This window comes from Clostridium cibarium (assembly GCF_014836335.1).
Taxonomy (GTDB): Bacteria; Bacillota; Clostridia; order Clostridiales; family Clostridiaceae; genus Clostridium; species Clostridium cibarium.
Genome location: NZ_JACSRA010000013.1, coordinates 35,142 through 49,172, shown reverse-complemented (window position 1 = coordinate 49,172; position 14,031 = coordinate 35,142). Strand labels below are relative to the sequence as shown.

The window sequence follows — 14,031 nt, the reverse complement described above, 5'->3', positions numbered from 1 at the left end:
AACTAACTCTTTTTGCTATAATTAATAAAAATATATGAGTCTGAATTGATGGGAGAAGAAATGGATTTTAAATTTAATGTTGGAGATACCAATTTTATTGCACTTGTAAATTCTAACCAGTACAAGACATTTGTAGATGAAGATTGGGATTTACCTATGATTAGAGAACATTTTGTTCGAGAAATGAAAAATAATAATATTTTGGTATGTCAGATGACTAATGAGGGCATAGAGGGAGACTGGAGAATTAATGTTAACTTTGAAGAAAACATTATTGATACTTCATATTTTAGAAGAGAAGAGGGGTATATAAAAGTAGATAACAACGAATTGTGTTTTGTAGAGTATACTTGTTTAACTATGGCTGCACAATTTGAAGATGAGAAAGTTCCAGATAAGTATTGTGATAAGTTTAGATTTAATATTAAAAATGGGTTATATAAAGTAGATGTTATTCAATATTATGATATTGATAATGAAAAGCATTTTGGAAGAAATGATCTTGATATAGAATTTAAATTTACTGAAGTTTCAAAATGTGAAGAAATAGAACCTAAAGTATTTTGGTGGAATATTTAAGTTTTGTTAATGTAAAATCTTGAATAAAGTTTTGATTTATGGTTGTCATAAAGGTAGAAAGAGTGGACAACTAAGATAGTGTAATGATAACTTAATTGATAGTTAATATAAATAGCTTAGACAGTGTTGCTTAAGCTATTTTTTAATACTTTTATACAAAATAAACTTATAAAATAGTATACATTTTTATGTTGAAAAAATTGAAAAACAGGAAGTTATATAGCAGTAATAAGAATACTAAACAAGTAATGTATAACACATTAATTGGATTAAGATGGACAATGTGGTAGAATTAATGGAGATGTTTTATTATGGAGGTTTTTATGGGAAAAAAATATTTAAGTGCGAATACGTTATTTCATTTTACAAATAACATAGATAATATTATTAATATATTAAAAAATGAATTTAGCCCTAGATATTGCATGGAGAAATTTGAATTTATAGGAAGTAACAATTTAGAGATAGCTATTCCAATGGTTTGTTTTTGTGATATACAACTTGCTCAGATTGTAAATCATATTGAAAATTACGGGGGATATGGTATAGGTTTATCAAAAGAATGGGGAGTTTCTAACGGGATTAATCCGGTAGCATATTCAATAAAAGGTTCAGTAGCTACAGAAGCCATTAGCAAAGTAGGCGTTGATATGAGAATATTGAAAAACAGTGGTGAAATAACTGATGAAATATTAACAGGTCTATCACAATCAATTGATTTACTTTCACATTTTATATTTTTTATGAAACCATATGAAGGACAAGCCTGGAATAAAAAGAGTTTTGATGGAAGTCATACGCGATTTTATGATGAAAGAGAATGGAGATATATACCGGATCTAAATTGTATTAAAAGTAATAAAATTCGCTGGTTTTTAAATAAAGATGAATACTTAAATGAGGATTTTAGAAGAGATAACAATATTAGGATGTCTGAAATATCAAAATTAAGTTTTAATCCAGATGACATTAAATATATAGTTGTTAACTCTGAGGATGAGATATTAAAGTTATGTAAAGAAATTGATAATATAAAAGGAGATAATTATTCTCAGAATAAGTTGAATATATTAAAAACACGTATAATTTCTAAAGAACAAATATTAAGTGATTTTTAATACATGAATATTAATTTGTAGATATATGTGGAACTGACTGTGAAAAATGGACGACTAAAATCGTTTAGTAGTTTTATATAATTTTAGAACACCATAAATAATTGTTTTAGGATAACAGCAGTGATACTAAAAAGTATTGCTGCTGTTTCTATTTTTATATATTTGTATTTGGAATATAATTTAAGTACAATATTTACACAGATATAAAGTATTATAGGAAAATAGATGGGGATGAAATTATGAAAATATACTTTGAAGAGTTTAAAGATGAAATTGATATTCTTATAGAATTTTTAACATCAGATACATGGAAATTTTATGGAACACCTAATCCAAAGCCAGAAAGGATTAGAGCTAGTTATGAAAATCAGCATTATACTGGGGATGACTGCAAAACATTTTGGGTTATTATAGACAAAGACACAAAAGTGGGAATGATAAGGATTTATGATTTACAAGATGGTGACCCATTGTTTGATATAAGAATTTTGAGTAAATACAAAGGTATGAGAATTGGTACAATCACTGTTAAGTGGCTTGTTGATTATGTATTTAATAATTTTTCTGAAAAAGAAAGAATAGAAGCTAATACAAGGCAAGATAATTATGCTATGAGATGTGTATTTCATAAGTGTGGTTTTGTTAAAGAAGCACATTATCGAAAAGCATGGGTGGGTCAAGATGGAAAACCATATGATGCAATTGGTTATGGTATTACAAGAGAAGATTGGCGAAATGAAAAAGTTACCCCAGTAAATTGGAATGACTTTAAGTGTTAAGTATATGAAAACTACACATGTTATGGAGTCTTTGTTGGACATTAAAAAGAATATAACGACAACTTATTTGATGATTAGTATAAATAGCTTAGACAGTATTGTTTAGGCTGTTTTTGTTATATAATAGATATTTTATTTAGGGATATATGAAAGTTATACAATGTTATTTATATAATGAAAATAACTCAAAGTTGTAGAATAGGATGCGCCATATCTGAATTGATTTATTACTTTATCTTTTATTCAAGGTTGGATTATTATATTGACTATAACATAAAATGGAATTATACTTATACATAGATAACCGATACATAATAAATCTATGTATTGTAATTGGAGGTGAGCCTATGGCAATAAACAAAGAGCTTTTGAAGGGAAGTACTGTGATTTTGATACTATCACTTCTTGACCAAAGGCCTATGTATGGCTATGAGATGATAAAGGAAATGGAAGTGAAATCAGAAGGTGTGTTCACACTTAAGGAAGGAACTTTGTACCCTATACTTCATTCCTTGGAAGCTGAGGGAATGGTTGAATGTTACTGGACTAAAACTGATGGGGGAAGGAAAAGAAAATATTATAAGATTACTAAGAACGGAAGAGAATATGCGAAGGAAAAGCAAAAGGAGTGGAAGATCTTTCGCTCTGCAGTGGATAAAGTGATATGGGAAGGGGCTGTATTGGGATGGTAAATTCTAAGGTTGAAGAATATATAAAAGAAATTTGTAGCTATGTAAAATTTAAAAAAGCTCACAAAGAAATAAGGATAGAGTTTTTAAATCACATAGAGGAAAAGACTGAAGATCTGATGCTTGAAGGAATGAATGAGGAAGAAGCATCAAAGAAGGCACTCGTTGAAATGGGACAGGCTGAAATAATTGGAAAGCAGCTGAATCAAAGTCATAAGGCTACACCGGAATGGACTATATTGATTATAACTGTTTTATTTTCTCTGCTGGGGTTGGTTACTACTTATCATATGTTAGCTAATGAAGTTGTTCCTTATAGTGGTAGTCTTTCCAAGAATGTAACATTTAACATAATTGGATACATATCTATCTTGGGAGTGTATTTTTTTGACTATAAAAAATTAGAGAAGTATCCTGCGAAAATTTTTATTGGAATTTCAGTGATATTATTGTTACAACATTTATTTGCAGCTCCTGTGTATGGAAGGGAAACCTGGCTGACATTAGGACCATTAAGCGTTAATACTACTGAACTGAGCTTATTTTTATACGTTATCTCACTTTCAAAGCTAATAAGAAGTTTAGATTTGAAGAGTGTAAAAGGCTACGTATATTTAACTTTAATGCTCCTTATACCTGTTAGCTTATATATTATGCTTAAAGTGTCTATGGAAATTATGGTTTATTTAGTTGTATTTATAATGTTCATGTTTATATCAAAGGTCAAGCTGGCATACTTGCTTTCTGTTATAGGGACATTGATTACAGGGGGGGGCCTTATAGTTCTTTCTGCACCTTACCAACTAAAAAGGATACTAATTTTTACAAATCCTGAAAGTGATCCAACAAACGCAGGATACTTATATATTCAAATAAAAAAGTTATTGGCATCTGTAGGATTTAAGGGTAATGGGTTCACTTTCCCTAAAAGAGGTCTTCCCATAGTAGATAGTGACCTTGTTCTTACATACATAATCTATACATTTGGATGGATAGCAGGCATTACCCTTATAATACTGGTTCTTGTATTCATAGCCCGTATGGTCATTGCAGCAAAAGAGGTAAAAGATATTTATGGAAGATTTTTAATATGGGGGTTTATGTGCATATTCGCCATGGAATTTATATGGAATATACTGATGATACTAGGCTTTGCTCCAATTGTCAGTGTCACTTTGCCTTTTATAAGCTACGGTGGTTCAAGAACAATAACTCAGATGTCTGCTATTGGAATCATAATGAGTATTTATAAAGGGAAGAGTTTATCTTATGCTAGGCTAGATTCTTTAAAGTAGTTTAAAGAATTGTAAAATAAAGCAACTAAAATAATTTAATAACTATGATGTAATAATTGGCTAAGAGATATAGTGACTTCTATATATCTTTTTATTTTGATAAATTTGTATCTGGAGCATAGTTGGAGTATAATGTAGTGCGTAATTGTAGTATATTAAATAATTTTACATATATAGCGAGGCTTGAAGAAGGAGCTTTATATGAAAACAGAGGCTGTAAAGGGAAGAGAAGTAATAGAAAAATTATATATAATAAAATTAATGAAAAGAAAGGGAGAGAATATATGCCATATGCAGAAGTATCAATTGCTAAGAATTTTATTACGGATGAGGAAAAGTGTATTTTAGCAAGACACCTTGTTTCAGCGTATGCAGAATAAAAAAATCATTTAAGCTAAAAGTATTGTAGCATAGATAAAATAAGTTTAATTAATATGAGAGTAGATACTGGGGGAAAGATGAATATAGGGTTAGTTAGACATTTTAAAGTTGATTGTTACACAAAGATGTTTATGACATCAGATGATTTTAATAAATGGATAAAACAGTATGATGATAGTGATGTTATAGAAAATAAATTTGAAATAGGAAATATAAAATGGCACAAATGCTTTTCAAGTGATTTATCAAGAGCTATAAAAACTTCTAAAGCTATTTTCAGAAGTGAAATAACAAGAACTCCTCTGTTAAGAGAAGTTCCAATAGCACCAATATGCAAAACTAATATAAAACTACCTTATGTATTTTGGTGTGTTAGTGGAAGGCTTGGGTGGCTTTTTAATCATAAATCTCAAATAGAAACTAAGAAAGATACTATAAGGCGAGTAAATGAATTTTTAGACAGTATAGAGAATGAAGGGGATAGGAACATATTAATTGTTTGCCATGGTTTCTTTATGAATATGTTACAAAAAGAACTTAAAAGAAGAGGATTTGTTGGAGAAAATGTAAGAAAACCTAAGAATGGTAGATTATATTTATATAAGAAATAGTTAAATATAAAGATACCTGTTAGTCGTAAAAATATTAATAATGTAGGGACAGTAGAATGATTTATGTAAAGATAAATCTTTCTAATGTCCCTAAATAATATTAAAAGCTTTAAATTAATTTTTTCTTATATCTAGTTCGTAGCAAAGTATAAAATCTGTTGTAACATTAAATAACTTTGCTAACTTTAAAATATTTTGTGTTGGTGGTAGTACAAGATTTGATTCATATTGAGAGATTGAAGATATTTGAACTCCTAAATATTTTGCAACATCTTCTTGGCTTAATCGATTTACTTTTCTTAATTGCTTTAACCTTCCCCCTGTTGTATCTTGATCTTTAAAAAATTTAATAGATTTAATTATACTTTTAATCTGTATAAGGATTTTATCAAAATCAGCAGTTTTTTCACAGTAATTTTGAATATCTAGGTTTTCAAGTGATGTTAAACCAGGAACTGATTCAGAGTATCCTGTTAAAATTAAAATATAGATGTTATTATTAAATTTTCGTATCTCTTTTACTATATCAGCACCATTAAGCTTGTCTATGTAATAATCTAAAATAAGTAAATCAAAGCTTTTTTCTTGAAGTCTGGCTAATCCTTCCACAGAGTCTGTAAAACCTTCAACATTGCATTCTTCCTCAAGAAAACTTTTTAATGATTCAACTATACCTAAATCATCATCTATAATAATTATATTTATTTTTTCCTTACTCATTTATCTCATACTCCTTAAATTTGGTTTTAATTAATTGGTATCTTTATGTAAAAGATAGTTTCATTATCAGTACTATTAAAATATATACTACCATTAAAACTTCCTTTTATAATTGATTGTGATATGTATAAGCCTAATCCAGTTCCATTTTTACCTTTAGTAGTGACCATTTTTTTAAACAGTTTTTCTTGTATATCGTCAGGGATTTTCTCGCCTAAATTTTTAACAGAAAATATTATGCTATCAGCTTCTTGATAAACCTTTAATATTATTAGTTTATTTTCTGTACTTGCTTCCATTGCATTATTAATAATATTATTTAATACTTGAATAATATTATTAATTTCACCATTAATTTTTATTGACTCATCAATTTCTACTTCCTTAATAAATTCGTATTTATGCTTTTTTATTTCAAATGTCATAAGTAAAGTAATTCTATTAATGACTTCTTTGATTGTAAAGCTTATATCATTAGAGTTTTCATCAACTTCTTTCAATTGACCTTTTATTGCATTCATTATATCTGTCATATAAAGCAAATATTCCTTATTTCTATTTTGCCAATTATTAATTTCATTTATTAGTTTTTCTATATAAACATCATCATTACTATGAGAACAATTTTCTTTAGTATACTCATATATTTTATCTATATTTCTCTTAATAATGGCATTGCCGCCACCAATACTCATTAAAGGAGTTTTTAAATTATGTGCGACTCCACCTATAAGTTGACTTAAAGATCTAAGTCTTTCCTTTTCAATTAATTGGATATGGTTTTCTTTTATAAGCTCTAAGTTTCTTTCATGAGTTGTTATATCCTTAAATAAGAGCATTGTTCCAAAAAATTCTTTTTGTATTTTTACAGGGTTGGCTTGTATTTCAAAATACTCTATATTATTTTTGTTATTTACAGATATTTTTATCATTTTAGCTTTATCTTTTGATTCATTTATTAAGTTTATTATTTCTTTTTCATAATTAAATATTTTACTGTCTTTAAGTAAAGTTTCGAATTTTTCATATTTCTTATCTATATCGTATAGGAAGTTTTTAACAAATAATGAATTAGTTCTTACAATAAAAAGTTCTTTATCTAATACAATAAAGGAATCAGATATAAAATCACTTATATTTTCAAATGCAAAATTGTATTTATCAAATTTAAATCTAACTCCAAAAACACCGTTTTTATATGCAAAGAAAATAAATCCTAAAAAAAGAATAGGAACTAATACACTGCAGTATCTCCAATTTTCATCTATCCCTAAAGCTCTAAAAATGATATTAAATAAAATTATATATATAATAGCAGGAATAATAATTATTATATTTAAAACCTTATACCGTTTCATGAACCTTGATTTTTCTTTAAGAAAAGAATACATCAGTAAGACAACTGAGGTTGTCATGTATGGTACAATCCATATAGAAATTATTCTAAAATATAAAATAATTTCTTCAGGTGTTTTCAAATAGTTACTTTTTAACGGTAAAAATATAAAGCATAAAATTGGAGGTATAAGTAGTAAACTATAGAGTATTTTTTTATACTTCTTTGAAATACTGGTATAAGATATACCATATAGCAAAGAGAAGTATGGAACAAGATTGTGAGAAATAGCTGAAGCTAAGGCATTAAAAAAATATATTTTATTCATTCCACTTTCAGTAATAAGGAAATTATCAACAAAATAATTTTCTTTAATAATTACAGAAAATCCACCAATTCCTAACGTGAATAAAAAAGCACTTAACCATATTGTTGATTCTGTTTTACTATCTTTTATAATAGCTACTAATGCTGCTATCCAAATGGATAATACAGTAAATACCATAGTTTATAACCTTTCCTTTATAAATGCTAAAGTTTCTTTTCTTATCTTGTTTTTATATAAAACTATTCCTGAATGTCCGCATTTAAACAAATGCCTTTTTGGTTTCCCCCAATTTTCCCAAAGGGATCTTGTATCTTCTTCTAAAACATATTTGTCATATATACCAGAAGCCAAAAATATTTTATCTAAACTTATTAATGGTTTTCTTATACCAGGATTTATAACTTTCCAAGATTCACTTAGTAAGTTAATATGAAAATCATGATTATGAAAATCTTGTTTTATAAATTTTCCAGGTATGCTTTTAAAAGTTACAAAAGATAAATCATTTGCGTAAAATAAAGAAATTAATAAATCAATTTCTTTTTCAAATTCAGATACTAAATTTGTAACTAACCCTCCTAAGGATAAGCCCATTAAAATAATTTTTCCTTTTTTATTATTTTTTATAAATTTGATCAATGCTCTAATATCATTAACAGATTGTTGAATTGATTTTATAGTTTTATTTACATTAGCACTAAAGAAATATTCTCCACTAAAAGATGACGTATTAGGGGATCTGTCTAAGTGATATGGTAATACATATCTATAAATATTATAATTATTCTCGATGAAATCTTTTAAAAACAAATTTTCTAGTTTATCCAGTTTGCTTGTTCTCCATCCGTGAATCATAATAACATTAACATTTTCTTTATCTTCATTCTTGCACTTGCACAAATCATAATAAAATATTGCATCTTTATTACATTCCTCATTGCTGACTTGACTTAAGAAATTTAATTTTCCATGTATGTAATTATTTTCTTCAAAACTGTTTTCAAATTCTATTTTTGGTAGCTTGGGTTCAAAATAAACTTTTGAATCATCACTATTAAGTTCAATAACTTCTTTTTCATTATAAAAAAATTGATCTGTTTTACTATAATCTTTATGTAAATCATATAATCCGTAGTGATCTCCTAGATTAGATATTAATTTTCTCAAGAAATAAACCTCCTATTTTTTAAGTATCTTCAAGTATATTATACAAGAATAATTTTAAACAATATATGTTTTTCCATAAATTTTCTTGACCACTTCAATTAAATTGAATATAATTATGATGTGAGATATGTATAACGGGTTAAAAAATTTCAATTTGGTTGAAGACGGGTTTGGAGAAAAGAGATATTTTTAGAGAGAAATTTTTAATTTAGGAAAGCTGAGGGTATAAGCTTTTCTAAATTAAAAAATAAAAAAAGAGAAATGAATAATATAGGAGGAAAAGCCAGCCTTTGATAGAAATAGGGCTATTAAGCTTTATGCTAAGGGGTCAGGTTTAAGAGGATATATGAAAACATCAGATATATTAAATTTAACATTTAAAGAATTTGAAAATGAATTATCACCTTTAAATCGTGAGTATATAGTACAAGTATATAAAAGCAGTTTAAGAGCATTCATGCAGTATCAAGAAGTGGCAGATTATATGGGAAAAGAAGAGTTCTTAAATATAAATGAGTATTTCAATATTAGTAGGGAAAATAGCAAAGAGTATCAAGAATATTTAAGAGAACTATTTGAGAGTTAGAGAGATTTAAAGGGTATAATTGAAAGGGCTTTGAATTAATTATTTAGTACAAAAGCCCTTATAAACCTAATTAAATATCTTTTTCAACCAATCTAATATCTTGTCAAAAAAATTCTTAATAATATCAAAAAGTGATGGGTCTGGAATATCTTGCTTTAAAACTGTAATTTCAGCTATAGCTTTAATTTCTGTTCCTTGAACATTTCCTTCAACTTCAAATTTACCAGGTTTATTTATTAAATCTTTATTATATTCATTCCATAATACTTCAAGCGGTTCATTTGTTCCATCATTATAATTTACATTCACGCATTTTGGTAAATTAACATTTTTTCCTACTGTTGTGGTTAAATCTGTTTTGGCAATGCTTGTAATAGTCTTTTCTTTCTTAGCTACATTTATTGTTGCTGTAATAGTCTTAAATTTATCATTTAGAATATCTTTATTAGACATTCTTAAATTTGGAGTTCCATCACTATTCCAATGAACTCTTAAAATCCTTGTGCTTCTATTAGGATCATTTAATGGGTCTCCATTTATTTCTGCATAGGATCTTGCATGATAAACTAAAATATCATTACCTTTTTCATCTACTGTAAATGTACAGTGTCCAGGACCATATTCTCTATTCAAATCTTCAGTTGTCAATATTGGGTATTGCGTTTTTGCCCAAGCATTTTTGTCCATTAAATTACTGTTTTCATCTGCTGTTAGCATTCCTACACAATATTCTGATCCTGTTCCAGCAGCTGAAAATGCGATGATAACTTTTCCATTTCTATTAATAACTGTAGGTCCTTCATTAACATTAAATCTAATAGTTTCCCAGCCGTATTCAGGTTTTGTTAAAAGGATTGGGTTACCTTCTATTGTATATGGATTTACCATCTTGTCCATATATAAGTTTGAATTACCTGCTGAATCTTTTTGTGCCCATACTAGATATCTTTGTCCATTAATTTCAAAGGTTGTGGCATCAAGTGAAAAGTTAGAAAATGCATTAACTACAGAATTATTTTCAGTTGCTTTTTGTACAACTCCTTTTTCAGTCCAAGTTCCATCTATTGGATTATCTCCATTACATTCAAGCACATAGGGTTTTATTGCCCATACATCTTCTGCTGCTCCAGCAGCAAAATACATATACCATCTTCCATCAATATAATGAAGCTCTGGTGCCCATATGTGAGAACCCATTTCTCCAGTAGCATGTTTTGTCCATATTTTAACTTCCTCTGCATCCTTTAACCCTTCAATTGTTTTTGCTCTTCGTAAAACAATTTTATCATATTCAGGAACTGTAGCTGTAAAATAATAATATCCATCAGAATGTTTGTATATATATGGGTCGGCTCTTTGTTGAATCAATGGATTAGAGTATTCATACAAATTTGGAACAGTTCCTTTAACTTCAAAAGAACCTTCACTTTTATACTTTCTTTCATCAATATTCTCCCAGTTTACATTCATGTCATCGGTTGAGCCATCACTATATTTCATTTTAACTTGCTTTGGAAGTTCTGGCTTTACCCCTTCTTTAGTTGTAATATTAATATCTTCCACACCAGTATTAGTTACTTTTCCTAATTTATTTTTTAAGTTATCAAGTTCAGCTTCTGTAACCTTAACAGTGCTTCCATGTCTTGCGCCTTTCGGTACTGTAAACTCAGTATCACTTAATGCTTTCCAGTCAGCTTCGTTATCAAGGTTTGTATTTTTTACTGCTCCCCATTTACCTTCGTAATATCTGTCATATAATACATACCAATCCTTTGAATTTAAGGATTTAACTATTGTTGGTCCTTCACATTTAGCATCTGTTATGAAATTATTAGTGATAACATTAAAACTACCTGGTTCTAAAGAATTAGACTTAGCAACTTTTATACTCTTACCAGAATTAGTTTCATCTTTATAAATCATGTAATAGGAATCATTATTTTCTACAACAGTTGCATCAATTACTGAATAACCTGGATTAAAGTATTCCTTAGGCTCTGACATAGTTTTAAAATCCTTTGTTGTATTAGAGTAAATAACATTGCCAGACCAGAAGATTCTATATTGTCCATTTTTCTTATCATAAATACATTCTGGTGCCCATGTATGTTGTCCATCTGAATTCATAGTAACAAGATTTTCATCACTATAATTGATCATATCATTAGAATTCCAAGTGTAAATTTTATTGTCGTTCCAATTGTTAGTCGCAAGTAATCCAAATGATCCATCTTGTTTTCTAAATAAGAAAGGATCACGGATATGCTTAGTTCCTGTCTTTGGGAACAAAATACCTTTATTATTATTAAGAGGTGTCCAATTTACACCATCATAACTATAAGCAAGATGTAATGAATCACTTATTTCAGTTTGCTCTCCTGTGAAATAAGCCATTATATATGCTGAATATTCTTCTAAAACCTTTATATTAAAATCTTTAGACATAGTATATTCATCATTCTTTATTGTGGCAGTTAAAGTTGCATTTTGATTTCCTTCTCCTTTTTCAGGTCTATGAACTTTTCCATTGTCTTCTATTAATGATGTATCTGAAGATTTCCATGAAACAGTTGACCCATATTTTGTAGCTGTTTTGAGATATAAATCTTCAGTTGCTACAGTAACAAGTCCAACAGATAATTCATTAAAATCTTTTTTTATATCTTCCTTTTGATTTGGAGCTAAAACTATAATATCAAAATTTTTTGTAGCAGTTAGGTTTCCTCTAGTTACTGTTGCTGTTAATTTAACTTTAGTATCTACAGCTTGTCTAGTAACTTTACCCTCTGAAGTTATAACATCATTATTACTTGATATCCAAGTGACTTTTGAGCCATGTTCTCCAGCTAAGGGTAAAGTGATATCTTCACTAACTTCTGTATTATTTAATGATAATTTTTTTACATCAGTATTTAATAAATCCTCTTCTAAGCCTGAAGATAACTCTTTTACATTCTCTTTATCCAGTGCTGTGTCATATATTTTAAAATCAGCTATTTTACCTTTAAAATAAGGATCAGTATATTTTGAAAGTATTCCATCATATTGAGATTTTCCAATAAAGTTTCTTGTGGTGTTTCCTAAATCATTTAAATTTATATTCACCTGTTTATTTAATATTTCATCACCATTATCATAAATAGTTAAATTTCCTTTAGACATAACTAAAGTTAAGTTTCTCCAAGAATTAGTGTCATTTACTAACCTTGTTGTATTGTAATAAGCCTCTTTAGAGTTTTTACTAAAGGCAATTCTTGAAGTACTTTGATTAGATGTTGGAGTATAGAACATATAATTATCTACACCACTTCCAAAGTCAAAAAGTCTAGACCATTGTGAAACAGAGTCTATCTCATAAGTTGTACTAATTGTAAAATCAGTTAGTCCTTTAGTAATATTATCTGGCAATTTCACATATCCATTAACACCATCAAGCTGTAAAGCTCCATCACCAATATCATCTACATAAGTAGCACCTCCCAATAATTGTCCGTTATTTCCATTATTAGAAATATCATTAACGATATTGCCGTCCTTTTGACTAAAATCATAATGTAGTTTTAAGTGATTTTCTGAATCTTTACTATCAGCTTTTGCAATAAATCCTTCAGGCATTATTGAAAATATCATACTAGCAATTACTACAAACGCTGTTCTCTTATAAAGTTTTTTAATTTTTATTCTTTTCATAAAAATTCCCTCCAAATGTTAAAATTTTTATTTTAAAATTTATACCCTCCTTTCAGATAACGTTTACTTTCTTATCTCTATTTTACCATATATTACCTAAAATTTCTTGGATTTGCTGACATAAAAATATATATTTTATGATTTGGATTTTTTATAAGCTTTGAAATATCCTTTTTAGGTATTATATTTTTCTGAGGCTATTAGGCACTATTTCTAAGAAATATAGTACATAATAAAATTATATTGTAATATTAATATATAAGTTTAATTTGAAAGGGGATAGAATAATGCCATTTATAGGATCAAAAGTTAGTGTTAAAATCTCAAAAGAAAAAGAAGGAATTATAAAAACGAAGTTAGGAAAGGCTATAGAATTAATTCCAGGAAAAAGTGAGACTTATTTAATGGTTGGCTTCGAAGATGAATATTCATTATATTTTGCTGGAGAGAAGCTGGAAAAGGGTGCTTTTGTAGAAGTTAAAATATTCGGAAAAACAAGTAAAGATGCTTATGAAAAATTAACAGAAGCTATTTGTAATATTTATGAAGAAGAATTAGAAATACCTCAAAATGAAATATATGTTAAGTATGAGGAAGTTAGTGATTGGGGATGGAACGGAAGAAATTTTTAAATATTTTATATACTCAGGGATAGAAGAAATTCTATCCTTAATTTATTTATTAAGAAACTGAATGTATTTAAATATTTGAGGAATAATACTATTAGTTTTAGATTGGTTTAGTCTGGGAGG

At 27.9% G+C, this 14,031-nt stretch carries 13 protein-coding genes; 9 read left to right on the top strand and 4 right to left on the bottom strand.

All coding sequences use genetic code 11. The annotated features are described in order from the left end of the window. Positions 1 to 60 precede the first annotated feature (60 nt). From H9661_RS09750 to H9661_RS09720, 7 genes are all read left to right on the top strand, one after another. Complete coding sequence (locus tag H9661_RS09750) at positions 61 to 579, top strand: hypothetical protein (protein ID WP_143316202.1); 519 nt, start codon at positions 61 to 63, stop codon at positions 577 to 579. 323 nt (positions 580 to 902) lie between these two features. Further along, positions 903 to 1,697, top strand: coding sequence for an abortive infection system antitoxin AbiGi family protein (locus H9661_RS09745; protein WP_185966768.1), 795 nt, complete (start codon positions 903 to 905; stop codon positions 1,695 to 1,697). Between the two features lie 239 nt (positions 1,698 to 1,936). After that, positions 1,937 to 2,476, top strand: coding sequence for a GNAT family N-acetyltransferase (locus H9661_RS09740; RefSeq protein ID WP_191768524.1), 540 nt, complete (start codon positions 1,937 to 1,939; stop codon positions 2,474 to 2,476). A 347-nt stretch (positions 2,477 to 2,823) separates the two neighbouring features. Further along, positions 2,824 to 3,168, top strand: a complete 345-nt coding sequence (locus H9661_RS09735) for a PadR family transcriptional regulator (protein WP_191768522.1) — start codon at positions 2,824 to 2,826, stop codon at positions 3,166 to 3,168. Further along, positions 3,162 to 4,460 carry an FtsW/RodA/SpoVE family cell cycle protein gene (locus H9661_RS09730; protein ID WP_191768520.1) on the top strand — a complete coding sequence of 433 codons (1,299 nt, stop codon included), beginning with the start codon at positions 3,162 to 3,164 and terminating at the stop codon, positions 4,458 to 4,460. Before H9661_RS09735 ends, H9661_RS09730 begins: the two co-directional genes overlap by 7 nt. Positions 4,461 to 4,597: 137 nt before the next feature. Next, positions 4,598 to 4,840: a hypothetical protein gene (locus H9661_RS09725; protein WP_191768518.1), complete on the top strand. Its 243-nt coding sequence runs from the start codon at positions 4,598 to 4,600 to the stop codon at positions 4,838 to 4,840. Positions 4,841 to 4,918: 78 nt separating this feature from the next. Continuing rightward, entirely contained in the window at positions 4,919 to 5,452 is a 534-nt protein-coding gene (locus H9661_RS09720) for a phosphoglycerate mutase family protein (RefSeq protein ID WP_143316208.1), read from the top strand. Between the two features lie 114 nt (positions 5,453 to 5,566). Here H9661_RS09720 and H9661_RS09715 read toward each other — a convergent pair whose 3' ends face one another. The 3 genes from H9661_RS09715 to H9661_RS09705 are packed head-to-tail and all read right to left on the bottom strand — an operon-like array spanning position 5,567 to position 9,003. Continuing rightward, positions 5,567 to 6,172, bottom strand: a complete 606-nt coding sequence (locus H9661_RS09715) for a response regulator (protein WP_143316209.1) — start codon at positions 6,170 to 6,172, stop codon at positions 5,567 to 5,569. 26 nt (positions 6,173 to 6,198) lie between these two features. Next, a complete protein-coding gene (locus H9661_RS09710; protein ID WP_191768516.1) occupies positions 6,199 to 8,013 on the bottom strand; it encodes an ATP-binding protein in 1,815 nt (604 codons plus the stop codon). A gap of 3 nt (positions 8,014 to 8,016) precedes the next feature. Continuing rightward, entirely contained in the window at positions 8,017 to 9,003 is a 987-nt protein-coding gene (locus H9661_RS09705) for an alpha/beta fold hydrolase (RefSeq protein ID WP_191768514.1), read from the bottom strand. Positions 9,004 to 9,349: 346 nt separating this feature from the next. On the opposite strand from H9661_RS09705, the gene H9661_RS09700 reads away from it, so the two are divergent. Then, positions 9,350 to 9,589, top strand: coding sequence for a hypothetical protein (locus H9661_RS09700; protein WP_143316212.1), 240 nt, complete (start codon positions 9,350 to 9,352; stop codon positions 9,587 to 9,589). A 66-nt stretch (positions 9,590 to 9,655) separates the two neighbouring features. Here the strand turns inward: H9661_RS09700 and H9661_RS09695 are convergent, their stop codons facing one another. Next, positions 9,656 to 13,279: a family 43 glycosylhydrolase gene (locus H9661_RS09695; protein WP_191768512.1), complete on the bottom strand. Its 3,624-nt coding sequence runs from the start codon at positions 13,277 to 13,279 to the stop codon at positions 9,656 to 9,658. 287 nt (positions 13,280 to 13,566) lie between these two features. Here H9661_RS09695 and H9661_RS09690 point away from each other — a divergent pair, with 287 nt between their 5' ends. Next, the gene (locus H9661_RS09690) at positions 13,567 to 13,911 is read left to right on the top strand and encodes a phenylpyruvate tautomerase MIF-related protein (RefSeq protein ID WP_143316214.1); all 345 of its coding nucleotides are present in this window, start codon (positions 13,567 to 13,569) and stop codon (positions 13,909 to 13,911) included. Positions 13,912 to 14,031 lie beyond the last annotated feature (120 nt).